General features: G+C 69.6%; 34 protein-coding genes and 1 pseudogene. 19 read left to right on the forward strand and 16 right to left on the reverse strand.

From position 1 onward, the window contains the following. Nucleotides 1-618 precede the first annotated feature (618 nt). The 14 genes from ASH02_RS25855 to ASH02_RS00505 all read right to left on the reverse strand — a co-directional run bounded on the left by ASH02_RS25855 (nucleotide 619) and on the right by ASH02_RS00505 (nucleotide 13,013). The gene (locus ASH02_RS25855; RefSeq protein WP_156393577.1) at nucleotides 619-1,101 is read right to left on the reverse strand and encodes an ATP/GTP-binding protein; all 483 of its coding nucleotides are present in this window, start codon (nucleotides 1,099-1,101) and stop codon (nucleotides 619-621) included. 407 nt (nucleotides 1,102-1,508) lie between these two features. Further along, nucleotides 1,509-2,075: a hypothetical protein gene (locus ASH02_RS26535; protein WP_056680603.1), complete on the reverse strand. Its 567-nt coding sequence runs from the start codon at nucleotides 2,073-2,075 to the stop codon at nucleotides 1,509-1,511. Next, nucleotides 2,072-2,347 carry a hypothetical protein gene (locus ASH02_RS00450; RefSeq protein WP_056680600.1) on the reverse strand — a complete coding sequence of 92 codons (276 nt, stop codon included), beginning with the start codon at nucleotides 2,345-2,347 and terminating at the stop codon, nucleotides 2,072-2,074. The genes ASH02_RS26535 and ASH02_RS00450 overlap by 4 nt, the downstream gene beginning before the upstream one ends. Nucleotides 2,348-2,369: 22 nt before the next feature. Beyond that, complete coding sequence (locus ASH02_RS00455; RefSeq protein ID WP_056680598.1) at nucleotides 2,370-5,624, reverse strand: LysM peptidoglycan-binding domain-containing protein; 3,255 nt, start codon at nucleotides 5,622-5,624, stop codon at nucleotides 2,370-2,372. Then, nucleotides 5,621-6,070 carry a pilus assembly protein TadG-related protein gene (locus ASH02_RS00460; RefSeq protein WP_235532553.1) on the reverse strand — a complete coding sequence of 150 codons (450 nt, stop codon included), beginning with the start codon at nucleotides 6,068-6,070 and terminating at the stop codon, nucleotides 5,621-5,623. The genes ASH02_RS00455 and ASH02_RS00460 overlap by 4 nt, the downstream gene beginning before the upstream one ends. After that, a complete protein-coding gene (locus ASH02_RS00465) occupies nucleotides 6,070-6,528 on the reverse strand; it encodes a TadE/TadG family type IV pilus assembly protein (RefSeq protein WP_056680595.1) in 459 nt (152 codons plus the stop codon). Before ASH02_RS00465 ends, ASH02_RS00460 begins: the two co-directional genes overlap by 1 nt. After that, a complete protein-coding gene (locus ASH02_RS00470) occupies nucleotides 6,525-6,920 on the reverse strand; it encodes a TadE/TadG family type IV pilus assembly protein (RefSeq protein ID WP_056680593.1) in 396 nt (131 codons plus the stop codon). Before ASH02_RS00470 ends, ASH02_RS00465 begins: the two co-directional genes overlap by 4 nt. Before the next feature lie 6 nt (nucleotides 6,921-6,926). Further along, entirely contained in the window at nucleotides 6,927-7,130 is a 204-nt protein-coding gene (locus ASH02_RS00475; protein WP_056680591.1) for a hypothetical protein, read from the reverse strand. A gap of 74 nt (nucleotides 7,131-7,204) precedes the next feature. After that, entirely contained in the window at nucleotides 7,205-8,116 is a 912-nt protein-coding gene (locus tag ASH02_RS00480; protein ID WP_056680588.1) for a type II secretion system F family protein, read from the reverse strand. Further along, on the reverse strand, nucleotides 8,113-9,045 hold the full coding sequence (locus ASH02_RS00485) for a type II secretion system F family protein (RefSeq protein ID WP_056680585.1): 933 nt from the start codon (nucleotides 9,043-9,045) through the stop codon (nucleotides 8,113-8,115). Before ASH02_RS00485 ends, ASH02_RS00480 begins: the two co-directional genes overlap by 4 nt. Beyond that, entirely contained in the window at nucleotides 9,042-10,724 is a 1,683-nt protein-coding gene (locus tag ASH02_RS00490; RefSeq protein ID WP_056680581.1) for a CpaF family protein, read from the reverse strand. Before ASH02_RS00490 ends, ASH02_RS00485 begins: the two co-directional genes overlap by 4 nt. After that, the gene (locus ASH02_RS00495) at nucleotides 10,721-11,560 is read right to left on the reverse strand and encodes a MinD/ParA family ATP-binding protein (protein ID WP_056680578.1); all 840 of its coding nucleotides are present in this window, start codon (nucleotides 11,558-11,560) and stop codon (nucleotides 10,721-10,723) included. The genes ASH02_RS00490 and ASH02_RS00495 overlap by 4 nt, the downstream gene beginning before the upstream one ends. Nucleotides 11,561-11,563: 3 nt before the next feature. Next, nucleotides 11,564-12,049 (reverse strand): SAF domain-containing protein, encoded by a 486-nt coding sequence (locus ASH02_RS00500; protein WP_235532552.1) that lies wholly within the window; start codon nucleotides 12,047-12,049, stop codon nucleotides 11,564-11,566. Between the two features lie 517 nt (nucleotides 12,050-12,566). Beyond that, a complete protein-coding gene (locus ASH02_RS00505) occupies nucleotides 12,567-13,013 on the reverse strand; it encodes a helix-turn-helix transcriptional regulator (protein ID WP_056680576.1) in 447 nt (148 codons plus the stop codon). Between the two features lie 318 nt (nucleotides 13,014-13,331). Here ASH02_RS00505 and ASH02_RS00510 point away from each other — a divergent pair, with 318 nt between their 5' ends. From ASH02_RS00510 to ASH02_RS25870, 12 genes are all read left to right on the forward strand, one after another. Further along, nucleotides 13,332-13,901, forward strand: a complete 570-nt coding sequence (locus tag ASH02_RS00510) for a hypothetical protein (RefSeq protein ID WP_056680573.1) — start codon at nucleotides 13,332-13,334, stop codon at nucleotides 13,899-13,901. 39 nt (nucleotides 13,902-13,940) lie between these two features. Continuing rightward, nucleotides 13,941-14,096 carry a hypothetical protein gene (locus tag ASH02_RS26540; RefSeq protein WP_200951126.1) on the forward strand — a complete coding sequence of 52 codons (156 nt, stop codon included), beginning with the start codon at nucleotides 13,941-13,943 and terminating at the stop codon, nucleotides 14,094-14,096. A gap of 141 nt (nucleotides 14,097-14,237) precedes the next feature. After that, nucleotides 14,238-14,552, forward strand: a complete 315-nt coding sequence (locus ASH02_RS00515; protein ID WP_056680570.1) for a hypothetical protein — start codon at nucleotides 14,238-14,240, stop codon at nucleotides 14,550-14,552. 98 nt (nucleotides 14,553-14,650) lie between these two features. After that, nucleotides 14,651-15,991, forward strand: a complete 1,341-nt coding sequence (locus ASH02_RS00520) for an ATP-binding protein (protein WP_057294102.1) — start codon at nucleotides 14,651-14,653, stop codon at nucleotides 15,989-15,991. Nucleotides 15,992-16,501: 510 nt separating this feature from the next. Next, the gene (locus ASH02_RS00525; protein ID WP_056680564.1) at nucleotides 16,502-16,897 is read left to right on the forward strand and encodes a hypothetical protein; all 396 of its coding nucleotides are present in this window, start codon (nucleotides 16,502-16,504) and stop codon (nucleotides 16,895-16,897) included. A gap of 124 nt (nucleotides 16,898-17,021) precedes the next feature. Continuing rightward, complete coding sequence (locus ASH02_RS25865; RefSeq protein WP_156393575.1) at nucleotides 17,022-17,174, forward strand: hypothetical protein; 153 nt, start codon at nucleotides 17,022-17,024, stop codon at nucleotides 17,172-17,174. 6 nt (nucleotides 17,175-17,180) lie between these two features. Continuing rightward, nucleotides 17,181-17,894 (forward strand): hypothetical protein, encoded by a 714-nt coding sequence (locus ASH02_RS00530; RefSeq protein ID WP_056680562.1) that lies wholly within the window; start codon nucleotides 17,181-17,183, stop codon nucleotides 17,892-17,894. 8 nt (nucleotides 17,895-17,902) lie between these two features. Then, nucleotides 17,903-18,841, forward strand: a complete 939-nt coding sequence (locus tag ASH02_RS00535) for a helix-turn-helix domain-containing protein (protein WP_056680558.1) — start codon at nucleotides 17,903-17,905, stop codon at nucleotides 18,839-18,841. Beyond that, a complete protein-coding gene (locus ASH02_RS00540) occupies nucleotides 18,838-19,023 on the forward strand; it encodes a hypothetical protein (RefSeq protein ID WP_056680556.1) in 186 nt (61 codons plus the stop codon). Before ASH02_RS00535 ends, ASH02_RS00540 begins: the two co-directional genes overlap by 4 nt. Nucleotides 19,024-19,066: 43 nt before the next feature. After that, entirely contained in the window at nucleotides 19,067-19,444 is a 378-nt protein-coding gene (locus ASH02_RS00545; RefSeq protein WP_056680553.1) for a hypothetical protein, read from the forward strand. Between the two features lie 195 nt (nucleotides 19,445-19,639). Continuing rightward, a complete protein-coding gene (locus ASH02_RS00550; RefSeq protein WP_056680550.1) occupies nucleotides 19,640-19,870 on the forward strand; it encodes a hypothetical protein in 231 nt (76 codons plus the stop codon). Nucleotides 19,871-19,879: 9 nt separating this feature from the next. Further along, complete coding sequence (locus ASH02_RS25870; RefSeq protein ID WP_156393574.1) at nucleotides 19,880-20,056, forward strand: hypothetical protein; 177 nt, start codon at nucleotides 19,880-19,882, stop codon at nucleotides 20,054-20,056. A gap of 30 nt (nucleotides 20,057-20,086) precedes the next feature. On the opposite strand, the gene ASH02_RS00555 is transcribed toward ASH02_RS25870, so the two are convergent. Next, nucleotides 20,087-20,941 carry a hypothetical protein gene (locus ASH02_RS00555; protein WP_156393573.1) on the reverse strand — a complete coding sequence of 285 codons (855 nt, stop codon included), beginning with the start codon at nucleotides 20,939-20,941 and terminating at the stop codon, nucleotides 20,087-20,089. Between the two features lie 232 nt (nucleotides 20,942-21,173). Between ASH02_RS00555 and ASH02_RS00560 the strand changes: the two genes are divergently transcribed. The 4 genes from ASH02_RS00560 (at nucleotide 21,174) to ASH02_RS00575 (ending at nucleotide 25,152) form a co-directional block, all read left to right on the forward strand. Then, entirely contained in the window at nucleotides 21,174-21,533 is a 360-nt protein-coding gene (locus ASH02_RS00560) for a hypothetical protein (protein WP_056680544.1), read from the forward strand. Beyond that, entirely contained in the window at nucleotides 21,523-23,049 is a 1,527-nt protein-coding gene (locus ASH02_RS00565) for a hypothetical protein (RefSeq protein ID WP_056680541.1), read from the forward strand. Before ASH02_RS00560 ends, ASH02_RS00565 begins: the two co-directional genes overlap by 11 nt. Nucleotides 23,050-23,258: 209 nt before the next feature. Next, the gene (locus ASH02_RS27415) at nucleotides 23,259-23,456 is read left to right on the forward strand and encodes a DUF4365 domain-containing protein (protein ID WP_056680538.1); all 198 of its coding nucleotides are present in this window, start codon (nucleotides 23,259-23,261) and stop codon (nucleotides 23,454-23,456) included. 289 nt (nucleotides 23,457-23,745) lie between these two features. Continuing rightward, nucleotides 23,746-25,152 carry a sensor histidine kinase gene (locus tag ASH02_RS00575; protein WP_056680535.1) on the forward strand — a complete coding sequence of 469 codons (1,407 nt, stop codon included), beginning with the start codon at nucleotides 23,746-23,748 and terminating at the stop codon, nucleotides 25,150-25,152. A gap of 27 nt (nucleotides 25,153-25,179) precedes the next feature. Here the strand turns inward: ASH02_RS00575 and ASH02_RS00580 are convergent, their stop codons facing one another. Beyond that, complete coding sequence (locus tag ASH02_RS00580) at nucleotides 25,180-25,785, reverse strand: TetR/AcrR family transcriptional regulator (protein WP_056680532.1); 606 nt, start codon at nucleotides 25,783-25,785, stop codon at nucleotides 25,180-25,182. Nucleotides 25,786-25,884: 99 nt separating this feature from the next. Here ASH02_RS00580 and ASH02_RS27235 point away from each other — a divergent pair, with 99 nt between their 5' ends. From ASH02_RS27235 to ASH02_RS26830, 3 genes and pseudogenes are all read left to right on the forward strand, one after another. Continuing rightward, nucleotides 25,885-26,019 (forward strand): hypothetical protein, encoded by a 135-nt coding sequence (locus tag ASH02_RS27235; protein WP_268788290.1) that lies wholly within the window; start codon nucleotides 25,885-25,887, stop codon nucleotides 26,017-26,019. After that, nucleotides 26,009-26,206: a transposase gene (locus tag ASH02_RS00585; protein ID WP_056680529.1), complete on the forward strand. Its 198-nt coding sequence runs from the start codon at nucleotides 26,009-26,011 to the stop codon at nucleotides 26,204-26,206. The genes ASH02_RS27235 and ASH02_RS00585 overlap by 11 nt, the downstream gene beginning before the upstream one ends. Before the next feature lie 261 nt (nucleotides 26,207-26,467). After that, nucleotides 26,468-26,666: pseudogene (locus ASH02_RS26830) on the forward strand (hypothetical protein); the annotation flags it as partial.

Here is a 26,666-nt window from a genome sequence, read left to right on the forward strand (position 1 = left end):
CCACCCCGCCGCTCTCGACCCTGTCATCCGTGGCGCTGCCGCCGCGATGAAGGCAATCAAGGACGAGGTCTTCGTCGAGGAGCACGAAGCCGACCTCATCGCCTGCCTGAACATCCCCGAGGCGGCAGCAGTACTGAGCGCAGCTGTCGCTCACGTGCTCCCCGGCGACGTGTCCCTGTTCCTCCAACTCAGATCCGTGCTCTCGCAGCGCTTCCGCGCCCCACTCGCCGACTGCATCCTCGCCTGACTTCCTGCCGGACCAAGCGGCCGTCAGGCCACGCTGTGTCGAGGGCGAGCTCGCAGATCGGCGGACCCCAGACCGCCAGAAGGGCGGGCACCCAGGTCACGTGACGGGCCAGCTGGCCCCCCGAAGGCGAGCGTCTAGGTCCGCGCGATTTCCTATTCATCAGCGCAGGCGAGCCACCCCATGCTCTACTTCTCGCGATCCCCAGGTGACCCGAGACGCCTGGGGCTCTTTCACGTCCAGCAGCGGCAGCACGAGCAGCTCCGCTCGGCAGGCCCGGTACCTCGGGGCGCGCTCGGGCAGCGAACGACACAGGTCCCCTTCCTGCTGAGAGGACGAGACCTGTGTCGGTGGGTCGGTCGGCTAGTACAGGGTCACTGGGTCAGCACCTGGGCCTCCCCGATGCGGATCGGGAGGGGCTCGGTGGCAAGGTCGAACTCGATGGTTCCGGACTGCCCGCCACCGGTCCACTCGACCACCCAGTGACTGGCCGCGGTGACCTGGTACGCACCCTCGGGCTGGTCGGTCGACATCTTCGCGTAGCGGTGCCCGCAGGTCGGGGAGTCCTGCTTGCCGTAGTGATCGGCGTACGGCGTCCCCTTGCCGGTGCAGGTCACCTTGGTGCCGTCGCCCATGTTCCACACGATGCTGGAGACGCTGGCGGTGGCGCTGACCGAGACCGGCCCTTCGCTGGCGGACGCGGTGATCGGTCCGAACGTGTCATCGGTCGGGCTGTCGACCCACATCCACACCGGCAGACCAACGAGTCCGATCCGGTTGGGGCCGGGCTCGGGAACGATGCCGATCCTGATCGGATCCAGGTCCATCGACGCGATCGCGCGATTGGCGAGAACCACCGGGTCGATCGTGACCGTGCCGTTCTGGATCCAGACCGGATCCCATGAGGAGCCTGGGGGCGGCCAGTAGCAGATGTGCCACGCACCATCCTCGTTGCTCTGTCCAGGGGGCGGCAGTGGGCCCTCCCCACCCGGATCCCAGACGTCGCCGACCCAGCACTGATGGCTGCTGCTCCATACCGACCCGCCGGGGCCAGTGCACGGGATCTCCCTACCGTCTGAGGTCGAGCAAGTCGACGAGCCACCGGTGTCACCGCCGTCACCGCCGTCGTTGCCGCCATCCTCGTCGTCACAGACAACTTCGCCGGTCACCGGGTCCGCTGTGCAGTCAGCGCTCGCGGCGGAGGCGGTGACGAACACGATGACGAGCGACCCTGCCAACGCCACCAACAGAGCAATGAGTCTCCTCAGCATGGCTGGTCCCAAAGCAGGTCCGAGTCGGAGACCTTCCACGCACCCTTGTCCTTGACGAGCGTGTACTCAACCGGGGCGGGGTTGCGGAGCGGGTTTCCGTTGGGGTCGGTGAAGTCCGGTTGCCTGATCGCCCCGTCGTTCTTCCAGGTGACCCTGGTGCGGTCCTCGCAGTCGATGATCAGGATCGAGGTCCCGCGATTCCGCGGCGCGTCGAGCGTGTGTGCGTACTCCCCGGTCACCGTGACGTTTTCATTCATCATGCTCGCGACGGTGTGCTGCAACTGCAGAAACTCCTCACCGGTCGCGACCGGATTGAGCGCCTTGAAGTTGATGTCCCGCTTCCGGTAAGCGAGGTCGCGTACCTCGAGGTACATCGCCAGCTGGGCCGCCGCCTTCTCCTCGGGAGTCTGCGGCGTCGGCGCAGTGCTCGTCGGGCTCGAGCTCGGCGTAGCGGTCGGGGTGTCCTCGGCCTCGGGGTCGGTGCTGTCGTCCGAGCAGCCCGTGAGGGTGAGGGCGAGGGCGAGGGCCACTCCCCCGAGTGCGGAGTGGTGCTTCCTCATGCGGTGTCTCCTCCTATGTTGGGCGGCGCCATGACTGATCGCTGGCTGACGTCGGTGGCAATGTGCTCGAGGTGTTCTTCGGCGGCGTCGACGAGCTCGGCCAGCGAGCCGTTGTCGGCGGGGTCGATGCCGAACTGCTTGTCGGCGTTGTAGAGGGTGCGGATGGTGTCGCGCACGAAGACGGCCCTGGCCACGCGTCGGGCGTCGAGGTCTGGGCGGTCGCCGCCGGCCGCGACGTAGCGGCCGGTGAGCTCCTGGTCGAACGTGGTCATGTGCTGGTGCTCCCTTCCCGAGTCAGCTCGCGAGCCAGCCGTGGGTACTGATGATGGTCTTCGTGCGCTCCGACAGTTCCAGCGGGGCGTCGCCGTCGTCGGACCGGTTGCAGATCTCCTCGCGGAGGATCCGGTCGGCCTCGAGCTGGTCGCCCTCGGCCTTCATGACGTGGGCCAGGCACAGGCGGGTGCTCTCGCCGTCAGGGTCGGCCCGGTTGGCGACGTAAGCGGCGGAGCGAGCCTTGACCAGGTCGCCGGCGGCGAGAGCCTCGGTCACGACGATGAGGGCGACATCGGCGATCCAGCCGGACGCCATGAGGTCGACGCGGTCGGGCTCATTGACCAGCCAAGACCATCCCTCTTCACGCAGTTGGCTGAACGGCTTGGCCTCGCCGACCAGCTCGAGCGCGGTGCAGAGGTCGGCGACGCCTTCCGCGCCGCCCCGGGCCTGCCCGCGCTTGCGCAGTCGGAGGAAGAGGTGGAGGTCGACCAAGAGACCGTCGTCGACCTGGTAGACGTTGACGCCGCGAAGCTTGGTGGCGGGTGCCTTGTCGGCGTGGGGCAGGTGGGGCTCTCCAGTGGCCGGGTTGGAGCCCAGCCACTCGCGGACGGTGTTGGTGTAGTCGCGCACCTTGCCGGGGGTGATCCCGAATGCCTCGCCGATCTCCTCGCGGGTGGCTCCGTGCTTGCGGTGCAGGGCAAGGTACGCGAGGAGCTCGGTGAAGTAGGGCTTGCGCTTGGCCAGGGCCTTGCCGTGGGTGCGTGCGGTGACCGGACCGAGCAGGCTGAGCCGTGGACGGTCGCAGTCGGTCGAGAACCAGTCGGCGATGTCCTGGTCGAGATTGGGGTCGCTCTGCTCGACCTCGGCTCGGACGTGCTCGGGAACCTTCGGCGCCAGCGTCTCGAGGTCCTCCTGCACGATCGCGCTCTGACGGATGTAGTCCTGGTCGTCGCCCTCCAGGAGGGAGGACAGCGGCTCGTCGACGGCGTCCGCGGGGGTGTTGCGCGGCAGGGTGTACTCGCGGCGCAGTGCCCCGGACTGGTCGGTGTAGGCCTCCCAGCCGTCGGTGGCGGTCTCGTCGACCGGCACGGGGACGTCCTCGGCGACCTCGCTCTGTCCGTAGACCAGGGCGCAGCCGCGGGCCTCGTCGCTGGTGAGGCCGACGGCGATGAGGTTGAGGCTGGCTTGCTCGAGGACGACGCGGCCGGTGTTCGTCATGTGCAGGACGGCGCCCGGTGTGTTGGGGCGCTCGCCGGCGACGACGATGGAGGTGGCGGACTGCCCGACGTGGTCGGTGACCAGCTGCAGCAGCTGCTCGAGGTCCTCGGGGTCTCCGGCCGCCGCGTCGAGCAACAGCATCCGGGCCGGCCAGGTGTCGTCGTCGACGCTGCCGGTGCGTGCCGTGGACACGTCGGTGTCGTGTCGCTTCGCCCGGTCGACCGTGGTGACGGCGGCCGCGAGGGCCTCCGCGGTCGCGAGCGACCCGGCTGCTCCGGTCGGGTGGTAGCTGATCCGCTCGTCCATGGCGACGGCTTCCTCAGCCACGCCGATGCAGTCGACCTGCACGCGCCGCGACCACGGGTTGACGGCGAACTGTGCGGCGAGGTGGCGGGCGAAGTCCCGGCCGTAGGTCGGGTCGCCGCTGATGGTGAGAGTGGACAGTTCCTCGCAGTTGAGCAGCCACGTCTCACCGGTGTCGCTCATGCCGATGGTGGCCAGGAGCGGGTAGGGCGGCTCGACGTTCCCCGTGTCCGGGCCAAGCTCGTCGACGGCGGTGTCCGTGCTGACGTGCCAGTGGGTCTGGTCCGGGCTGCCCACCCAGGGCCCCGGGACAGCGGCCGGCGCGCTCAGGTGCAAGGTCAGCTTGCCGTGCGCGAGTTCCACGGCAGCGAGCGGCGGCATCGTGATGCCCTGCGCGCCGACGGCGGCCGCGAGGCGGCGCAGCGCCTCGTCCGCGAACTCCACGGTCGCCGCGGCCGCGGCACCGGTGGCGTTCAGGGTCATCTCGACAGGCGCGAGCTCCGGAGGCGGCGCGGCGATCGCGCGGCCCGGTGTCCGGTTCCGGTAGCCGGCGCGGCGGCGGGACCGCAGGGCCATGAGCAGTGCCCCGGACAGCAGGACGCCCCCGCCGGTCAGACCGGCGAGGACCCACGGCGCGTCGAGGATCGAGTCGTCAGCGTCGTCGACCTGGTCGATGTCGGCGGCCGGTGCCGCCGGCTCCTCGGCCTGGGGCGGCGCGTCGGGCACGGCCGTCTCGGGTACTTCGGGCACCTCGGGCTCCTGGGCGACCGGCGGCTCCTCCTCGGCCGGCAGGTCGACGGGCCGCTGGTCCTCGGGGCTGGCGGGCGTCTCGGGCTCGACGTCGCGCGGCTGCTGGTGCCGGGTGTCGTCGTGACTGCCCCCCTGCTCGGCGCCGGGGATTTTGAGCTTCCAGCCGACGTCGATGACGTCGGGGTCGGTCAGCTGGGCCCCGCCGGGCTGGGTGATGCCGATGGAGGCCTGGTAGATCTCGGGCCAGCGGTCGGCGTCGCCGAGCTGTTCTTGGGCGATCTCGCTGAGGGTGTCGGTGGGCTGCACCGTGTAGTCGTGGGCCGGTGCCTCGCCGTTGAGGGCGGGCAGCTTGAGTACCCAACCGGGCTCGAGGAAGCTCGGCTGCGCGCCGAGGAGGTCGCGGTTGAGCTCGACGAGTTCCTTGTAGCGGGCACCGTCGCCGAAGTGGTCCTCGGCGATCGACCACAGGCTCTCCCCCGGCTTCACAGCGTGGTCGAGCGTCTTGCGCTGGCGCTCCTGCTTCGTCTCGACCTTGACGTCCTGCTGGGCGGGCGCCTGGTCGGCGGCACCGGCGTTGACGTGTCCCACCGTCACTGGCGCCGCGGCGGCCGTGGTGATCGTGGCTGCCTGGGCGGCGATGGGCGCGGCGATGAACAGCAGGGCGGCGAGGCCGATGAGGCCGCGTGCTGCGGCCTGAGGCCGGCCCAGGCCCGGCAGCTGGGGCGCCTGGACCTTGCGGAGCCGTGCGATGGCCTCCACGACCAGGCTCAGCGCCATGAAGGCCCACGCGACCCAGCCGATCACCTTGAATAGGCCGAGGACGAGGGTGCCGTCGTCGGGCGCCAGGAGCGCGTTCTTGATGCCGTCCAGGTTCGGGGCGTGGTCCGGGATTGGGCTGGCACCGATCGCGAGGAATAGTGCGGGCAGCCCGAGGACGATGCCGAGTACGGCGGCAGAGGCTGCGAGGCCGGTGAGCCGCTGGCCCAGGGTGGGATGGGTGGTCATCTCTCGATGCCTCCTTCGGCGCGGATGAGCCGCGCGGACGCCTCCCCGGTGACCTGCATCGTGTCCAGGCCGATGATCCCGAGGAACTTGCTGGTGTATGTGTCGGTGGTGGTGACGATCAGGGTGTCGCCGTCGACGACGCGGACGGTTCCCTCCACGCCGGCGGCGCGGAGATAGTCCATGGCGGCCGTCTTGGCGGCGGTGAGGTCGACGCGGAGGTCCTCGCCGCGGACTGCGGTCGAGCCCTGAACCTCCTGGGCGCCGGTGCGGGCGGCCTGGGCGGCCGCGCTGCGGGCTTGCTGCTGGGTGTGGACCTTGCCGCCGAGGTCGACGGCCATCCCGACGAGGATGATCATCGCCAGTGCTGCGGTGGCGAACCAGACGCTGATGGAGCCGCGCTCATCGCGCGAGCGCGGCGTCATGAGGCAGCGGATGCGGTGGCTCATCATCGGCGCTCCCGGTAGGCGTCGACGGGGCTGCTGGCGGTGGCAGTGATCGTCCGGGTGCCGGGCAGGCCGGGGATGCTCAGGTCCGCCACGTCGACTTTGCAGGTCACGGTGGCGGTGACCTGGGCGGTGGTTCCCAGCGGGGCGTTGAAGGCCGCAGCGTTGATCGTGATGTTGGTGGTCGTGCATTGCAGGCCCTGGTCGTTCAAGCTGCTGGTGGCCGCGGACTTGCCGGAGGTGATGGCTTCGCTCTGAGTGCGCTCGATGGAGGCCGCTCGAGCTGCCTCGTAGGCGGCTGCGTCCACGGACTGCTTGGCGATCTCCACGCGGCCGCCGAGGATGATCATCGCCACGAACAGGCCGAAGGCCGGGACGCCGATCGCGGCCTCGATGGCCACCGACCCGCGCTCGTCCCGGCGCCGGCTGCGTGTGCTGGTCCGCCTCGTCTGCCTGGTCATTCGGTGAGCCTCTCGACCGGGACGCTGGCGCTCTGGGTGACGGTCACGTGCCAGCCGGGGATAACGCTCATGGACTTGCCCGTGACGGTGATCGTGGCGGTGGTCGTGGTCCGTGATCCGGAGACGCTGGTGGAGGTCATCACGTCGGAGCCTCCGGCGTCGTGGAGGAAGGTGTTCGCCGTGGCCACACCGGCGTCGCGGGTGCCGGTCTCGCTGCCTGCCTCACGGGCGCCCTCCTGCGCGGCCGCGAGCGCTACCTGCTTCGCGTGGTAGTACAGGGCGCCTTGGAGGCCGAGGAACATCAGCAGGAACAGCGCGGGCATCAGGAAGACCATCTGGATGGTCACTGAGCCGCGCTCGTCCCGGCTGCGGCGGTGGAGGCTGGCGAACATGGCGGCCTACTTGATCTTGGCGGACTCGCTGGTCACGAAGAACTTGATGGCCGCGACGACGATGCCGACGATGACGATCACTGCGCCGGCCCACAGGACCTGCTCGATCGTGACGGAGCCGCGCTCGTCGCGCTGCCTGGTGACGCGGTCCTCGAGGGAGGCGAGCGTGGTCAGCGCCGCTATCTGGAGGGCGATGAAGAGCTTCAACATCGGGGTTCTTCCTTCCTGGTTGTTCGGTTTGCGGTCTGGGTGGACCCGGGTTCTTGGGGTCGGTGTTAGGTCGGTCAGGTGGTGAAGCGGAGCAGGGAGGGGGTGACGAGGATCGCCATGAAGACGATGCCGAGCAGGCTGGCTGGGATGTACATGCGCTCGGAGGTGGCGTTGGCCTTGCCGACCTCGGCGCTGAGCATCGCCGAGCGGAGTGCGGCGGCGCGGGCCCGGAGGTTGTTGTAGATCTGGGCTCCGTCCTGGCCGGACTGCTGCATGATGTCGGCGAGGTCATCGAGCTCGGGGACGGCGAGCTCGTCGGCGAGACCGTGCAGGGAGTCCCAGGGTGCGCGGGTCATGTAGCGGGCGCGGCGCAGCTCGCTCTCGATCCGCTTGAAGACCCACTTGTCGCCGACCTCGGCTGCCGAGCGCAGCGCCTGCTGGCCGCTGGATCCGTCGCGGACGCCGGTGGCCACCATGTCGATGTAGGCGCCCAGGGCGCGGCTGAACTCGATGCGGGCCTTCTTGGCGTCGTCGGCGGCGTTGTAGTTGGGCATGAACCAGAACAGGGCTGCCAGGGCCAGCGAGCCGAGCGTCGGGATGGCGAACGGCAGCGGAAGGCCGATGAGAGTGAAGAAGGCGGCCAGCAGCGGCGGCATGATCAGGCCGAGCAGTGCCCAGACGACCTTCTCGCCGTAGAACCGGGTCTCGCTGATCTGCAGAATGGCCAGGTCCTTGCGGGGCGTGTGCGCCGAGGCGCCGCCGGGCAGGTTCTTCATCGCCCACAAGCCGATCCGATCGACCGCCGAACTGGTGCCGGTGTCGGCGTCGGGGCCGGGAGTGTTGCGGCGGGGTACGACGTGGTCAGGTGAGAGACGGTCCAGCGCGTCGACTAGGTCGGGGTCGGAGGGCGCAAGGCGCCATACGAGCAGGGCGAGGGCCAGCCCGAGGAGGGTGCCGCTGGCGAGCGCGATCTGCAGGCCGGTCATGCGAGCGCTCCTTCCTTCTCGCCCGGCGCCGTGCGCTGGGCGGCGCGGTGCGCGTTGCGGGCCTGGAGGTCGAGGAACCGCGGGAGTGGCTTGGCGACGGCCATCCGGCGCATCCACAGCAGGGTGGCCACGTAGGCCGAGAGCAGGACGGCGAGGATGACCTGGCCCAGCGGGGACCCGTAGGGCTCGATGTAGTCGCCGGTGAAGGCGAGCATGCCGAGCACACCGAGGGTGATCACTGTGACGGTGCGGGCGGTGGTGCGGGGCTTGGCTTGGTCGGCGGCGATTTGGCGGCGGGCGCGCACGTCGGAGGCGACGGTCTCGGCGAGGGCGTCCAACGCCTTCGACAGTCCAGCCTGGCCGCGGCCACTGGCTGCCAGGATCAGCTGGCTGGCCACGACGTCGCCGGTAGAGTCGTTGAGGTCCTCGGCGAAGGCGCGCAGCACGTCCTCGGTATTGGCGGTGTTGTTCCACAACCGGGAGACCATCAGCCCGACCTCACGCTCGATCGGCGCCGGCGCGGACTGCAGGGACTTGATGAGCGCCGAGCGCAGGGACTGGCCGGCGGTCAGCTTGCCCGACAGCGACCGAGTCCACTCCTCGAGCGCCTCGAGCTTCTCGATGCTCGCGGCCGCCGGCGGGGGCGTCAGCAACAGCGGGATACCGACGATCCCGGCCGGGACGAGCACGATCGCGATCACCCAGCCGGTCACCAGCGCGACCAGGAGGCCGGCCACGGCTCCGCCGACCATCAGCATCCGGGTGCGCCGGTCGAGCCGGACGAACCAGTTCCCCAGCCGCCCGAACGGTGTGACGGTCCGGGCGGGCCGCGGCAGCTTGGGCGGCGCGGGGATCAGCGCGTAGACCATCCCGATCAGGCCGATGACGATGAGCGCGCCGAAGACAGCGGGCAGGAACGCGGTACTCATGACGTGGCCACCCCCGGGTTGGCCTGGGACTCGGCCTTGTACGCCTCGAGGTCGAACCCGTGCCGCGCCAGCTCCTGGGCGAGGAAGCTGTCGAGCTTCCCGGTGGCGACGGCCTGGCCGAGCTGGTTGGGCGCGAAGATCGGGGTGGTGGCGTATCCCCTGGCGGCGTCGATGCTCGGCTGGACGACCAGGACCTCCTCGACCCAGCGCTGCTTGCGGAAGGTGCCGTCGGGATTGGGGACGACCTCCGAGCGCAGGTACATCACGATGTCGATCGCGGCAGCAAGCTTGCTGATCGCCAGCTCACGGGTGACCTGCGGGCCCTTCTCCATGGCGCAGGAGACGAGCTTCTCGATGGTGTGCTCGGCGCTGCGTGCGTGGGTGGTGCTGATCGAGCCCGGGCCGGACTCCATGGCCTTGAGCATGTTCCAGACCTCGGGGCCGCGGACCTCGCCGACGATCTGGCGGGCGAGGTTGAACCGGAAGGAGTGGTGGATGGCCTCCTCGAGGCTGAACTCACCGGCCTGGCGGCCGTCGATGCCGACCTCGCCGGATCCGGGGCGGTGCTCCCATGCGTGAACAATCTTGTGGCGGTCGACGAGCTCATGCAGGTGCAGCTCGAACTCGGTCTCGAAGGTGCCGATCATCTCCCAGGGCGGGATACACGAGCACAGTGCTCGGACCCAGGTGGTCTTGCCGCTGCCTTGGACCCCGGAGACGACGATGCTCTTGCCGGCGCGCACGCAGGCTGCGACGAAGTCGGCCAGGACCGGACTGCACGCCTTGCGGCCGTAGACCATCTCGTCCATCGACACCTCGCGCAAACCGTGGCGACGGATCACGACCGAGGTGTAGGCCATCACCCAGGAGCCGGCCGCGAGCCGCGCTCCGCCGGGCAGCCGGAGGTCCATGTGCGGCCGCGCCTCGGTGAAGGGCCGGTTCTGCCGGGCGCCGAGGTCGGAGACGAACTCACGCAGCTCGTCCTCGGAGTCGGCGATCGGGGCGGCCTCGACCAGCCTGCCGTCGACCAGCTCCAGCCAGACCGAGCAGACCGGGCCGCGGGCGATGACGATGATGTTCTCGACGTCCTCGCGCTCGACCAGGGGCTGCAGGCGGCCGAGTCCGAACAGGGCGGCGTGGAGGGCGGACTTGAGGGCCTTCTCCTGGCCCTTCGTCCACGGCGGCCGGCCGGTGGAGACCAGCGTCTCGGCCTCGGACTTGATGAGCTCCTCGATGACGTCGAGGCCCATCTGCTCGCGGTCTTCTTCGGTGACCCGGCCACCTTCCTTGTCGAGCCGGGCGGTCAGTCGCGACGAGATCTCGGCGCGATACTGCGCGATCAGCTCCCAGTCCAACTGGACCTCGCCGTCCGCACCGTGGATGTGATGGTGCTCCTCCGGTGTGGGCGCCATCAGCGGGCGCAAGCTGAACTCCGAGCGGGCGCGGCCGGGCAGCTGGCCCTCGCCTTCGCTGGTCCAGGCGCCGGCGAAGATCGGCAGTGAGGTCGGGTCGTGGGCCTCGACGCCCGGCGGCGGAGGCGGCGGAGTGCCGTTGGTGCCGCGGCCGCGGGCGAAGGGCGAGGTTTGCTCGCGGTTCGCGGCGTGGCGGGCATCGAGCCACTCGTCGGCGCGCAGCGGGTGACGATCGTTGGTCTCCTGGTGGTGTCCGTTGGTGCTCATGCGTGGCCTCCGTTCGTGGAAGCGAGGGCGGCCTGGTTGGCGCCGAGGATGGACTGGATTGCGGCGGTGCTGCCCCGGTAGCCGCGCCGCAGCCCAGAGGACTCGAACTTGCGTGGCTTGCGGGCGCCGTGGGAGTAGACCTCGGCCACCTCGGGCTCCCAGTCCACGGAGGCGACCACGGGAATCTGGAGCGCCTTGGCGATGTGGCGTGCGGTGTACGGCCGGACTCGGGCGCCGGTGGGCACCGTAGGCCAACGTCGCTCCTCGTCGACGAGCAGGACCCCGAGGCGAGACAGGCCACCGACCGCGGCGAACTGTGCACGCAGGGTCTTGGCCCAGCTGGTGGCGCCGGCCAGCGCCGGCAGCGAGCTGCGGGTGACGAGCAGGGTCAGGTCGGATGCAGCGATGAGCGGCTGGGGCCAGCCGACGAGGCCGAGTCGGCCGGCGTCGACGATGACGTCCTGACCGTTGCGCTCGAGGGCGCGCAGCTGCTCGGTGAGCGGCTCCCACAAGGGCAGCAGGCTGGGGGCCTGCTCGTGGGCCCGGATGCCGGGCAGGAACCAGGCCGAGCGCTCGGCCGACGCCTCGGGGTCCAGCAGCAGCGTCTCGCGGGGCAGTGCGTCGGCCAGCGTCCCCTCGCGCAGGGAGAGGGCGAGGTTGATCAGCCCGCCGGTCGGCTCCTGGGTACCGTGGAAGTAGCCGGCGAAGACCGAGGAGGATCCGGTCGGGTCGGCGTCGACCAGGAGCACGGGTCGGTGCCAGTTGAGGGTGAGCCCGAGCGCCGAGGTGGAGACGCCGGGCGAACCGCTGGCGGAGGCCAGGACTATCAGCGCCATGCCTCAGCGCTCCCGGGCGTCCAGGACGAGTGCGACCCTTCCGGTAGCGGCCCGGGCAGCCAGGTCGGCGGCCTCGGCTTCGGGGACCGAGACGTCGACGACGGTCTCCCCCGTCTCCTCCGCCCGGCTAACACCAACGACGGTGGCCTCGATCGTGACCGGCTCCTTGTCGGTGATCTCGCCCTGGTCGCCGGGTGTGGTGACGATCCGGACGACGTCGCCGCCGTAGAGCGGCTCCGAGGGCATCTGCGCGGGAGTGAGACTGATGCCCACCAGGGACTCCCCCTCCCCCGGCACCAGGTTGTCGGTGACTGCCTGCGCGGTGAGCAGAGTGCCGGCCCACAGGTCGACGGCAGCGCGGCTGCCCTCGAGCTCCGCCTTCTGGCTGCCGGGGACCGGCGTCAACGCCGGGTCGACACTGACCCGCACGACGGCGAGGTCGCCGGCCTCGATGATCTCGCCGCGCTTGATGTCGCTGCTGACGACCAAGACCTCTCGGGTGTCATTAACAGACGTGTACGCGTAGCCGGTACCTAGCGCACCAGCAGCGACCAAGCCTGCGCAGAGTGCAAACACCCACCGCCTGGGGCGTTGTCTGAAGGGCCGGTAGTGGGTGACGTGGGGCGTGGCCGCGACATCGGAGGGTGCTTCGCCCGACCGGTCCTGAGTGATGTTCATCGACATGGATCCCGAGTCCTCTCGTGTCTCGATCACCTACGTGTCAAGCCGGGTTCGGAGCGATCATCGCCAACCCAACTCGACAAGACGACACTAGTGCATTTCTATCGAGCGAGTGGATATCCACAGGTGACCAACTCCGAGATGTCATCGCCCGGGCCCTGACTGGAAGCTGTTGCGCGGCCCAGTCCCCCCGATGGGACCGATCAATTTCGCGCACCGAATGTCCGGATCTATGGGACCACAAAATCATCCGGTTCTCCCGGGGAGAACCTGTTCCTTGTGGATAACCGTCAACCCGGGGCGTTTGCGCGTTGTCTGCCCGGAGCTAGATCTCCTCGCGCTGCAGGCGTTGACGTTGTGCCTCGTAGAAGGCGGCGACGACGACATCAATAGGGTGCCCCGAGGCACCGGCGAGTTTGTCGAGTTGCCTGGCCGCAGGGAGCCGAGCCCAGCGGCCTTGCTCCCATGCGTAGTAGGTAGGCACAGCAACATTCACGGCCGCCGCCAGCTTGGGGACTGTCAGTCCGGCCTGCAGACGCAGAGCCCTGAGGTCGGGGATCTCACCGTCAATGTGAATGAGACGAAGGGTCGGGATGTCCAGTGCCCTTGCGAGCTTGACCAGGAAATCCGGCCGGGGAACGGACGTGCCGAGCTCCCAGCGCGAGATGCGCTCCCCGCCAGCAGCACCGACGAGACGCGCCAGCTCGTGCTGGGTCAGGCCCGCCTTCTCGCGTGCTGCCCGCAACTCCGAGGGGTCGACTCCGGTAACCATCAGCGACGAACACTAGCGACAGGGAGAACGATCACAGTTCCGCGACCGCGCCGAGGTGCTCGAACTCCTGGGCACAGTCCAGCCGCCAGCCGCCCCGGAGGCTGCAGCCGCCCCGGTGGACTGCTTCACCCCCGAACGCCTCTTGCTGATCGCTCGGACGCTCCTCAATCACAAAGGTGACCCGCACCTGGATGGCAGAATCCCCGTGATGACTACACCAGACCGCTACTCCCCTGCGGCCGGCTGATCGGGTGGGCTGCACGATCCTGGCGCGACCGGCGCATCGACGACCTCCTGGCGGCCGTCTCCGACCTCGGCATGACGATGTCCCGGTCCGCTGCCGGCGAGTTGCTCGACGAACGGGTCAAGTTCGTCGCTGAGCAGATGCGTGTCACAGAGACCACCGCCCGCCGGTACCTCACCGACGATGCCCTCGCCGGCATGGCCAGGGAGATCGTCTTCGGCTTCGTCGACGAGACACCGGGTGCGGACCTGATGAGCGCACCGCGGACCGCCGCGGTTCCCGTGAGGTTCGCCGGCCGGGTCTTCGCGGGGTTGGGCGAGGTCGTCCGCATCCTCCTCGTCGAGCGCGACGATCTCGAGCACACCCGCGATCGGGTGGCTCAGATCGCGCACGCGCAGAGCTATCTCGGACTGCTGGTCCATGACCAGGTGGCCACCACAGGCTTCTACGACGAGCCGTCGGTCCAGATGCCCCCGGCGCTTCTCCTGCGCGTGGCGCGCATCCTGGAGACCGCCGCAGACCTGGTGGAGGATGGCCTGATCGGCTACCAGGGGGATCCGGAGCAGAGCGCTGGGCTCCCATCAGCCTTCCGCCGGGACGTTCGCCTGATGCGCACCATGGCCGGGCAGGAGTCGAGCACGTGACGGAGACCGCAGCTCGAGTCCTCGCCCTGTACGCCCCGGGTGCAGGAGATCCCGCCCGACCACCGCGGCGGCTACACCCTCGGCCGAGACGAGTTGACCGTCCAGGACTCCGACTACGACCAGGCGCTCGCGGCCGCCCGACGCCGCGTTCCTGACGGGTGGCGAATCATCGCCCTGCGAGTCGTGCGCAGCTAGCAGCGGATCCGACGCTGCCGTGCCCGCCGCCGGTGCACTACGCGTGCCGGCCCAGGCCGGTGAGCTGGCGAAAGTACCTCGCGCAGCTGATCGCTCCCAAGGTCCGGGATCACCTAGGTGACCAAGCAGAGGAGGACCCAGATGAGCACTTCACCCGCAGAGCAGCCGGGCCCCGGCTTCGTCACCTTCACCCAGCAGGGCGACCGCGCCCTCGATCGCCTCGCCGCCGACCTGGTCGACCACTGCGACGGCTCCGCCGGCAGCATCGCCGACATTCTCGAGCAGGTGCTGTCCGCCGACATCGCCGAGCTTGCCGACAAGCTCGGCGAATCCCTCGTCTGCGGCGAGGCCGGCCCAGCCCCCGAGAGTCCCGACCAGGCAGCCCGTAGACCCCTCGGCGCCGACCGGTCCACTGCCGGCGGCGCTCCTCCCCCGCCACGCCGGATCGGCCGTTGACACGCCGGTCCCACGCGCGAGAGCTCGCCCGCCGAGTGACCACCTAGACTGACCTAGAAAACCCCCTAAATCTAGGTGAGTCTAGGAAGGTGGCGCTGGTGGATCAGAGCCCGTACACGCCCGGTGCTGGGCACAACCCGCCCGTCCTGGCAGGACGCGACGGCCTTCTCCGTGACTGGCACTTGGTGCTCAACGACATTGTCGCTGGCGGCCGCGTCCGTGCCCAGGACATGATCCTTGCCGGCCCGCGCGGCGTGGGGAAGACCGTCACGGTGAGCGCGTTCGCGGACCTTGGCAAGGAGCAAGGCTTCGAGGTGGTCAACCTCCAGGCTGTGTCGGGCCACGCTGGTCTTGTAGAGGCGCTGCTCCAGCGCGCTCGCACCCGTATGGCGGAGGAGGCCGGCCCCTGGCAGCGCGCCCGCAAGGCCTTCGAGCGGATCGGTGGGGTCAACCTCAGCATCGCGGGCATCGGTGCCGGGATCTCTACCCACCAATCCGACGCCGCAGCACCGGGCCTGGACGCGGGAACGCTCGCTGACGCCCTGGCCACGCTGGCGGCCGAGGTCCGCAAGGACGCCCACAGCGGCGGCCTGCTGATCACCGTCGATGAACTCCAGGTCGCCTCTGGGCCCGACCTCGCCCTGCTCGCGGCGACGCTGCACCGACTCAACGTCGACCACCCCTCCGCACCGGTCCTCTTCGCCGGCACCGGACTGCCCTTCACCCCCGATGCACTCCGCAAGGCCGGCGTGACCCACCCAGACCGCCTCTTCGTGCTGGAGCCCATCCCGCTGACGCTCGAACCCGATGACGCCCGATACGCCGTGGTGGAGCCAGCACGCCGGGCCGGTGTCGCGTGGACTCCCGAGGCGGCTGCAGCCGTGGTCGAGGCCAGCAACGGCTACCCGGCCCACCTGCAGCTGTTCGCCCACGCCATCTGGACATCCGCGCCTGGGCCCGACCAGATCACCCTCGGCGACGTCGAAGCCGCACTCCCCCAGGTCGCCGACATGCTCGAACGCCGCACGCTTGGTCCCCGCTGGGACCGCATCAGCGATCGCCAGATGGAGTTCCTTGCCGCCCTCGCTCTGCACGGCGGGCGCGCCTCGACAGCGGCGATCGCCAAGACTCTCGGTCGCTCCCAGCAAGAGCTGTCCTGGCTCCGCGAGGAGCTCATCGAGGAGGGCGACGTCTACGCACCCAAACGCGGCCAGCTGGCGATGGCGGTTCCGCTCTTTAACCGCTTCGTTCTGAGCCACTACGAACGCACGCGGCCCGAGGCAGCGACCGAACTGCTGAGCCTGCAGAAGATGATCGCGAACGCCGGGCTGGATCCGTCAGCAGCCCACGCGGATCGGGACATGCTGCGCCGAAGCAAGCAGAACGAGACCCGCCAGGTGCCACCGCCCAGCGGCGAATCTGTGCGGCCGCGCTCCTGAGTGGCCGCGCGCACCGCTACCGAACGCGCGGACATACGTTCCGTTACACAACGCAGCCGTGTAACAGGCTGGGAGCGGGCCGGCACGGACCGCGACAGTCCGCGCGGCGCTAGAGCTGGCGGCGGGCCCGCCGCAGCATGAGGCCCTGTCACGTCGGGCAGCAGCGCGGCAAGGGACTGCGGCGGCGCGACGTCGGCCAGCTCGTCGAGCAACTCGGAGTCGTCTGCCGTCAGTGACTCCATCGTCGGGCGCAGTAGGCGTTCCACTCACTGGCCGCCGCGGCGAGCCGGCGATAGGCCTCAACATCCTGGGGGCGTTGAACCACGCGGCGGCGGACATCGCGACGCGCCGCGCGATCAGGGCCGCTTTGTCGTCCATGGCTCAGTCTCCCTCCCCACACACCTGGAGGGAGTCCCTTTCCCGTTGTTAACAGCCTCACCGCCAGCGGCGCGCGCCGGCCGGCGAGATCCGCGAGACTCAAGCCCAACCTCTCGGAGGGAAGGGCACCCGGTGGACGACAACGACCAGCTCGAAGCAGGCGGGCACGCGTCGGCGGCCCGCGAGCACGTCTACGGCTTCAACCGCGCCACGATGTGGGAGCAGGACCAGATCCCGGCTGAGACCTCCGCCCAGCTGGCGGAGTTCGCCGAGATCGCGGCCGCACTCCCCCAGGCATCATCGCAGCTTTCCAGCACGCTCGAGCAGGCTCTGGCTCACCAGGTGCTCAGCATGGATGCGATGACCGACGAGTCGGACCCGGCGATGGCGATCGGCGTCGCTCGCCTCCATCTAGAGGAGGCCCGCGGTCTCGCGGTCGACCTGCACAAGCACCTCAACGCCGCGCGCAACGCCACCGCGCACGTCATCAGCCAGGGCGCCGACGACGGCCAGGAGTCGATGCCCTGAGACCAGCCCTGACCCGGCCCCGCTGACGCATCAGCGAAGATTTCTTCGCGTCGGGTGATCGCCCCGACGGGTCGACCTTCCTTTGGTGACTGAGAGATGACCCCGGTCCACCAAGGAGCTGCCCGTGAGCACGCCCACCGATTCCCCGTCCGCGGCCGACCGTGACCCGGTCCAGGACGTCCGCGCACACCTCGAGCAGGCCCTGGCTGCGCTCGATCAACTCCGCGAGGTCCTGCCCCCTCCCACCGCTCCGCCCGCCCGAAACCGGAGGCGGTGAGTCGGCATGACCACCGACACCACAATGAGCGCCGCCGACGCCGTGTTCGAGGCCGAGCAGGCCGTGGGCAGGGCCCGATGGGTGGTGGAGGAGCTGAAGGAGACGATCGGCTCCGCGCTCCGCGTGCTCAACGACGCCGAACTCGACTCGGCCAAGGCCAAGCTGTCCGGGCGCGGTTCCTTCTACCTCGAGGCCGCCGGCGAGCACCTGGGACGGCTGCGCACGAGGTGCAACGAGATGCCTGACCTGACGCACGACCTGTTCGTACACCTCAATCGCGCGTCGCAGTCGGTCACCGACGCCCGTGCCCTCCTCGACCCGGCCGACACCTCCGATCCCGTCATCGCCAGCGAGGTCGCCCAACTCAAGCCGCACCTCGCGGTCGTCGGAGAGATGGTCACCCTGGCCAAGCCCGTCGCCCAGCTGGCTGCCCAGCACGTCGAGACGGCACACCAGGCCAGCCAGGACGTGACTGCCATGGGGCTGCTGGAGCCGGTCAGCCTGGAGCGGAGCATCGCGACCGCCGGCAAGGAGCTCGGCCGCGCCGACGAGGACGTGCGCCTGCTCGGCAACGTCGTCGACCACGCCGCGGCCAGCGCCCGTGAGTCGGCCGGGATCGCCAGCGAGATCACCGACAACGCTCGCCGGCGGATGTCCGAGCAGGCCCGTGACCCGATCCCGAGCCCCACCCTGCCGGGTCCCAGGACCCCGGGTCGGTAGAGCGAGCCATGGATCTCGACCCGGGCGGCCGCCAGCTGGCGGGCCTCATCCTCGACGCGGCTGGCCGAGGCGAACATGACCAGGTCGCCAGCCTGATTGCACCGCTCGATGCAGAGCGGCTGTGCTCGCTGGTGACGGTGCTGGCCGTCCAGGTCGACCAGAGCGCGCCGGCCTCCTCGGCAACCGGCCCGGCCGCGGTGTGCGAGCTGGCCATCAACGCCGCGGCGCCGATGTTCGGCACGACGCCGGAGGCGATTCTTAGCGCCGAACGCCGCCGACCAGTCAGCGATGCGCGGGCGGTGGCCATGACGGCCGCCCGCGAGACCGGCCTGTCCCTGCCGGCGATCGCCGAGCACTTCAACAAGGACCACGGCTCGGTGATCCATGCGGTCCGCCGCACCGCCGAGCGGCCCCGACTGGCCGACGCCGCGGCGCGGGTGAGCGAGCACGTCAACAGCCGCTACACCGCCCGTCTCCCCCGCACCGAGGAGAGCGTGGTCGACCTTCACCAGCGGCCTCTGGCCTCGACGTTCGAGCCCGATGGCCCGGTCGAGCACGCCGTGGTGGCGGCCGCGGATGCCTTCAACACCACACCGGAGGTCCTCCTGGGTGCCGACCGGAGCCGGGCGGCCGCCGATGCCCGGGCGGTGGCCATGACCGCCGCCCGGATCCACGGGCACAGCCTGCCCACGATCGCCCGGCACTTCGAGCGCGACCACACCACGGTGCTGCAGGCGACTCGGCGCATCGAGAAGACCCCGCCGCTGCGGGACCTGGCCGCCAAGATCGCCGCGGATCTCCCCGAGCAGCCGGCCAGCGCCAGCGCCGGCAGGCTGGAAGTCGACGAGCACGTGCCCGAGAGAGGCCCCCGCTCCCTCGGGTTGCGCGAGCAGCAGCGGGCGATCCCCGTTGCCGCCGAGCGGGCGCAGCTGAGGGTCGCCCGGTGAAGGCACTGATCGGGCTGGCCGCGGCCGCGATCCTCGGGCTCACCGCCGGCGGGATCAAGGCCGCCCTGCCCGAAGTCCAGACAGGACCCGAGCCCGCCGAGGGCAAGACCAGCCAGGTGCGCGCAGGCGCTCGCCCGCGAGGAGTCGTACGCCGCGGCCACCGACGATGCCCAAGGCGCTGAGCGCGGCCTGTGAGGCAACTGCTGAGAGCCAAGGGGCAGGTCAATGGACGAGCAGCTGACGCTGGCCGCGAAGACGCTGGCCCGGTGGTGCTACGCCCGCGGCATCGACGAACGCCTCCTCGGCTGCGGTGAGCAGCTGTGCAGAGTCGCCGTCGACCAGGCCCTCGGCCGCCCCGCCCCGGCGCACCTCGAGCAGGCACTGTGGCAACAGACCGCCACGCTGCTAGGCCAGCGCCGCGACTGGGACCGCGAACACCAGGTGAGCCCACCGACGCCGGCCGCCTGCCTGCCCTGCGCCGTGGCGGCCGACCAAGTGCCCCACCCACGCCGGCCGGCGCTGTCGTGCCTGCGGTGGCCAACTGCACCGCATCGTCGTCGACGAGGGCTTCGGCACCCATCCGTGCTGCGACCGTCCCGGTGAGAACGGATCCTTGGGCGTCCTCAAGCACACCGCGCAGCAGCTGGGAGCCACGCTGCTGGCGCAGTCGGCGTGATCGGGCCCGGGTCGCCAAGACGGATGCGCCGAGGGTGATCGCTCCCACCCCCGATCCGCACTTAGGAGACCAAGGAGGACTGGCGCAGCCTGTGCCGGTCCACGGGATCCATGGGAGTTCACATGAGTGACGCCGCTCGCGAGGAAGCCGCGCTCGAGGAAGAGGCTCGTCAGCGCGCCGAGGAGATCAGGGCCACCCAGGAGGCCGCCGCCCAGGCCGCGGCCGCCGACACCGGCCCCTCCCCCGACGCCGAGATCGCGCAGGTCCACCGGTCCGGGCGCCAGCACGACCACACCGACACGGCCGCCTACCAGCGGCCCCAGCTCGGCCGCCGCCGCGGCCCGCGGCGCTAGGGGGTCGCGATGGCAACCGCGCTCGCATCAACGGACGCCAGCCGCATCCCCGGCCGCACAACGGTCCGCTGGGTCGACTGCTCCCACAAGCTGGGTTCGCTGCCGTGCATGAACCACAAGCCGCACGAGGGCAACGGCCACGGCTGCGTGCACCACTCCACCTCCGGCTTCCAGGACGACGAGTAGCTCGCCGACCTGCAGCGCCAGAGAGCGTGCCTAGCCGTGGACCAGGTGCAGCCGCCGCCGCGCCGGCTGCTCGACGGCCGTCTCCAGGCGCTGCAGCCGCTCGAGCGTCATCGGATGGCCATGACGCCGGAGCAGGCCAGCCAGCACGGAGCCCAGCCCAAGGGAGACCACCAGCTGGTCGGCCGCGGCCTCCGCGCCGGCCTCGATCCGCCGGCTGGCTGCCGGCACCAGGTAGGTCAGGGCGATCACCGCGCCGCCCAAGATCCCCGGAGCGGCCCGGCCCTCAACGACCGACTGCACGATGCAGATCACCCCGACGACACCTCGCAGCGTCCACGCCAGCCGCATGAACGGAAGCCAGGCGAACGCCCGGGCCACGCCGCGGAACGACGCGCCCACCAGCCGCCACGGCGTCGTCGCCGCAAGCACAGCGAGCTCGAGCCGCGGCCGGATCGCACGCCGCCGGCCGACGGCATGAGCAATCGCGGCGGCCGCCTCCGCAGCGGTCACTCCTCCCCGGTAGGTGGCGTTGAACAGTCCGGGGCTGACCATGACAGCGCCATCCGCGATCGCCGCAGCCACCAGGGTGCCCGGACTCTGACGCCGGCGTACGAACAGGGTGCCGACGTCGACGCCGCGGACACCCAGCTCGGCGAGCACAGGCCCCATCACCTGGAGCTCAGCCGCAGTCGCAGGCCGCGACCGGGTCAGCGCCGCGGTCGCCGGCACCTCGAACTGGCCGAGCGCCAGTGCAACGAGCACGCCCGCTGCAGCCAGGAATGCGATCAGGCCGAGCGCCGGCGGGAGCAGGGCGCACACCACCACGGTGAGGACGAAGCTCACCAGCAGCGCCGGCGCCAGCGTCACCACTCTCAGCACGGTCATCGGGAACCTCATCATCACGACCCTCCTCCATCTGTCAGCACTAGTGCGAATCTCTTGACTTTATCCGCGATGCTCGTCCGGCGACCGCCATACGACATAGGCGAACGAGACCAGTTTGTGCCCAGCCGCCGACACGACCCCGAGTTATCCACAGCCCGCCGCGCAGCGGAGCGAGGACCGACCCGGACGTGGGTTCATGGGCCAGACCGACCTCCGACCGAAAGGAACCCCCGTGGACACCCTCAACGCTGACGGCACTTGGGACCGCCTCGGCTCGATCGCCCTCCTGCTGCACCAAGCCGCCACCCAGGTATGGAGCGACGCCGACCGGGCGGCCGCCGACTCGCCGCTGCACGACCTCGGCCTCGGTGTCTACCTCGCGCACTCCCAGGCCAGCGCCCTGCTGCCCGAGGACTACGAGCTGCCCGACGTCGAGGTGGACGAGCTCGAGGAGCCCACCCCGCTGCAGCTGCTCACCGAGGCCGAGGAGCTGACCCGGCCCCTGCCGCTGCACCGACCCGACCTGCACGGCTCCCAGCTGGTCGTCGACCTGTGCGACCTCATCCGGGAAGCCCGCGGCCTTGGCTACTGACCTGCGGCTGGCGTACGCCGACATCGACCAGGAGCTCTTCGACGTCGACCAGATCCCGATTACCGCGCGCGACGTGCGCAGCGTCGGCGAGATGCTCTTCGACGTCGACTACCTGGCGCGCCAGCTCCTCATGGACGTCGACGGAGACGCCGCCGGTACCCTGCTGCGCAGCTGGCCGACGATGGTCGCGGCCGCCGAGGACCTGTGGGCATCCCTGCCCGGTCGCCGCCCCGGCGTCGACGAGCGCGACCGGCCCATCACCACCCTCTCCGCCCAAGCCGCCACCATCGAGACCAGCCTCTCCGGCCGCACCGCCTGGCCAGGGCAAGGCCCAACCAGCCACCGCATCGACCAGATGACCCAGACCTTCCTCAACGCCGCCGCCCTGGTCCGCCGCTACGGCGCCGAGATCCCCCACGAGCAGCCCGACGCCCACCGCGACCTCGAGGCAGCACGCACCCGGATCATGCACGGGCTCTACCTCACCGCCCACGCCGTCAACGTCGCGCTCCAGCAGCACGGCCGCGACCGCGTCAACGACGCCCGCAGCGCCGGGCACCGGATCCACCTGGCGCAGCACCACTCCCCCTACGCGATCGCCCCCACCGGTGCCTGGATCGACCGGATCTCCGCAAGCGAGAACACCGCCCGCAGCTACCTGAGCGACCGGTTCGCCCAAGCCCTCGCCGGCGAGGCGATGCGCCCCGTCGACGACCCCGGCCGGCTCGCGCAAGCGCTGGCCAACTGGGACATCCAGACCCACCGCGCGCTGGCCCGGGAACTCGAAACGTCCAACATCCTGCTGATCACCCGCACCCAGGGCCTGATCGCCGGCGCCAGCATGGTCCTCGTCGACGCCGCCGCGACTGCCGGCGCGCTCGAGCGTTCCGACCGCCTGATCCCCGCCATCGCCGAGACAGGACGCTCCTGGAGCAACCTGGCCAGCCGCTGGGGCGACCTCGCTCCCCCAGGAGCCCGCCTCGAGGAGCCACTGGCACGCGCGGCCGCGGAGGTCCGCGCCGCGTACCGCCAGATCACCCACGACAAGACCACCTTGGCCAGCCCGGAGGTCATCGCCAGCCGCCCAGGACTGCCCCAGGCAATGCACGCCTCGCTGCGCGCGATCGAGGCCGGCTCCGAGCTCGCAGTCGTCGTCGCCGAGAAGGCCGACGCACCCGACCTCACCGGCCCGGCCCGAGCCCTGTCGCGCCGAGCTCACAACGACGTCGAGGCCGGCCTGGCTACCCCGCCTGCCGAGGGCGACGTCGTCTGGGTCTCCCCCGCCGACATCCTCGCCAAGCGCCTCGTGCCACTCCCCCCGCCCGTCGCGGAGACCCTGCGCGCGGCCAGCGACGCCACGATCGACGCCACAAGCTCGGCCTCCGCGGTGGTTACGGTGCACATGCCGAGCAATGAACGAGTCCCGGCGAGGGTGAACACGCACCAAAGCCCTACCGGGCGAAATGAAGTGGCACCACTCACCGCCGGTATCCCAGCCAAGAGCCGTGGCCGGTGACGACGCTTCGCGCCCATACAAGTCCGGTAGCACCGCAACTGAACCGCGCCTGCCACGAACTGTCGGAGGTGACTCGTACCCTCAAAGAGCCGGGCTCTCCAGGTTCCTCGGCAGAAGCGAGGTACCGGTGGGAGGCGGTAAGCAGGTCAAGTCGCAGCACGCACATCAGCGACGCTGGGATTGCCCTGATTCACCAGCGGGTCAGCGCCATGGATCACGTCTGGCATGAGCGCACAGTCGACGCCGGGATCGATGGCACGATCGAGTTGCGCGACCCCGCGACGGGCGAAGTTAGCAACTGCCACCTCCAGGTGCAAAGCAAGGCCCGCGACAACGACTTCCGCCGCCTCGGACAGCTGGTCCTCGACGGACTCCACCTCCCAGATGAGACCGTCGGGTTCCCGTGAGGTGCCGTACGCAGGGCAGCGCGGGTCGTCGCTTGTGCCAACATATGTAATCCGGTGCGTTGTGCGCTTGTTGACGTAGCCTTTTCCATCTCAAGTATGTCCCATCTCGGGCATACCGCCGACCACCGGTCAAGTCACGGAGTTCACCTTGGTTCCACGGTCTGAGGTTCGACACGACCTGTTCGGCGATCCCACACGAGAGGCAGTGGGAGACGTTGACGGGGCGCACTCAACCGACGCTTGGTCGCGTACGCTGGAGGTCCTCTCGCGAGCAGCAGACCATCCCCTGATGCGTGCATTCGACCTCGATGCCATTTTCACTTTTGACCGCAGCCTGCGCTACCTGTCAGTCAACGGCAGCGGCCTCGCCGCGCTGGGCCTCTCCCGAGAGGCCCTGGAGGGCAAGACCCTCTTTGATGTCTTCCCTGCAGAGACGGTCACCATGGCCGAGCCTTGGTTCCGAGACGCGCTCGCAGGTCGCTCGAACACCATCGACGTGCCCTTTGCGGGCCGAATCTTCTCTCAGCACCTGACTCCCATTCGAGACGAGTCCGGCCAGGTCGTAGCAGCAATGGGAGTCGTAGAGGACGTCACCGAGGCACGGGCAACGGCGCAAGCGCGCCGGGAATCCGAGGAACGTTTCCGGCTCAGTTTCGACCACGCCCCCATCGGCAAGGCGCTGGTCGAACTCGATGGGCGCCTGCGGCAAGTCAACAAAGCGTTCGCGAACCTTACGCGGTACTCCGAGCAGGAACTGCTGGCACGGTCGTTCCAGGACATCACCCACCCCGACGACTTCGACACACACGTGGATTACAGCAGTCGGCTGCTTGCCGGGGAGATCGACGCGTACGACCTGGAGAAGCGCTACATCACCGGGTCGGGTTCCACCGTTTGGGCGCAGCTGTCGGTCACATTGGTACGGGATCCTGACGGCGCGCCGCAGTACTTCATCGCTCAGATCCAGGACATCACAGATCGCAAGGTACGCGAGGCATCTCTTCGGGACATGGTTGCCATGCTGTCGCACGACCTGCGCGCTCCCATGTCGGTTGTCACGGGGTACGTCGAAATGCTTCTCGACTCCTGGGATTCACTGCGCGCCGACGAGCGCCGCAGCTTCCTGCAGAAGACGAAGGCAGCGGCGCATTCAGTGCAAGCGCTGCTCGAAAACACGTTGACGGTCTCGGAACTGGACGACAGCGGTCTCGTCGTTTATCCCGCGCCGGTGAGCGTGAGCGAGGTGGCTGGCGAAGTCCTAGACAATCTCGGTTTGACGTCGTCTATCACCCTTCGCGCAACGGGAGACACCACGGCGCTTGTTGACCGCGGACACCTGACGCAGATCGTTACGAATTTGGTGACCAATGCTCTGAAGTACGGCGCAGAACCAGTCGTCGTGAACATCCGCACGGACACCGATTCGGTTGCCGTCGAGGTGGCGGACGCGGGTCCAGGGGTGCCGCCGGAGTTCGAGCCACATCTGTTTGACCGCTTCACCCGATCTGAGGCGTCTCGATCGGGCCGGGAGCGGGGCAGCGGGCTCGGCCTTTACATCGTCCGGCGTCTTCTTCTGCTCAATGGCGGTGACGTCCGGTACACACCCCAGCCAGACGGGGGTGCGATGTTCGCCTTTCATCTCCCCCGGGCCGCACCACGCGCTCCCACGTCACGGCGCGGACAGTCTGTCCAGTGAAACAACTGACTGTGGATTGGGCGCGACTCATGGCTCGCGATCTTCGGGCGTGGTGGGGGTCGCAAGGCCGTTGAGGATCAATGCGCAGATCGCCGCTGCGAATCGTGCCGCATCCGCAGACGGATCCTCTGAGGGACCTTCGACTGCGGCGCTGAGGCCGGCGACGGTGATGGCACCGAAGACGCCCATGGCGACCGCACTCGGGTCGGCGACCCGGCGCAGTGACCCGTCGGCCAGCAGTTGCTCGATCGGCTCGTAGAACGCACTGCGCAATGCATCGGCGAGGTCGGGCAGCCGGGTGGCTCGCCCCAGGTCGCCCACCAGGGCCCGGCACAGGAACGGGTGCTCGACCATGACGGCCAGTTGCGCGGCAACGGCGGCCTCGAGGCGGCTCCGCGCGTCCTCCTGAGTTGAGACGGCGACACCGACCTCCCCTGCGATGAGGTCGAGCAGGTCACCCAGCAGGAATGCCAGCACCCCGTTCTTCCCGTCCAGGTGGTAGTAGATGGTGGCTTTGGGGATACCCGTGACCTCGGCGATGTCGTCGATCTTGGTGCCGTCCAGCCCCCGTTCCGCGATGAGCTCGGCCGCGCCGTACAGCTGGGTGGCCAGCTTTGCCGGAAGTTTCCTCATGACTCACCTCTGTTCTCTACCCGCCACGCCCGTGCAGGCTTTCGGGGTTGAATCGCCTCGGGTCTGATGGAGGCTCTCAATCCATGGAGGATGAGAGTCATGGCAGCACCCAGGAAGTACCCCGACGAGCTGCGTGAGCGGGCCACCCGGATGGCGGTGGAGCTCCGCCAGGACCCGGCGACAAAGCAGGGCGCGATCGCCCCGTGTCGCCGACCAGCTCGGCATGCACCCTGAGACCCTGCGCAACTGGGTCCGACAGGCCGAGATTGACGGTGGCGTCCGGCCCGGCACCACAACCAGTGATGCGCAGCGGCTGGCCGACCTCGAGCGCGAAGTCCGCGAGCTGCGGCGGGCGAACCACATCTTGAAGACCTCGGCGGCTTTCTTCGCGGCGGAGCTCGACCGCCCCACGAACAGGTAGTGGTCTACATCGACGCCCATCGCCACGACGTTGTCGACGGGCGTGAGGTCGGGGTCGAGCCGATCTGCGGCGTGCTGAGGAACGCCGGCGTGCAGATCGCCCCGAGCAGCTACTACGCGGCCAAGACCAGACCGCCCTCGGCACGCGCGATCCGTGACGCCGAGCTGGTCGAGGACATCAAGGTCGCCCACAAGGCGAACCTGGGTGTTTACGGCGCCCGGAAGATCCACGCCGAGCTCANGGTGCACCGTGGAGCGGCTGATGCGCGCCGAGGGCTTGCGGGGGATCCCGCGGGAGAAGTTCCGCAAGACCACCATCGGCGACGGTGCTGAGACCGAGCGTCCCGAGGATCTGGTGAAGCGGAAGTTCGCAGCGACCGGCCCGAACCAGCTGTGGGTGGCCGACTTCAAATGCCGACGTCGGCATTTGAAGTCCTATGCCGACGTTCGAACTATGCCGA

Source organism: Nocardioides sp. Soil796, assembly GCF_001429525.1.
In the GTDB taxonomy this organism is placed as follows: Bacteria; Actinomycetota; Actinomycetes; order Propionibacteriales; family Nocardioidaceae; genus Nocardioides.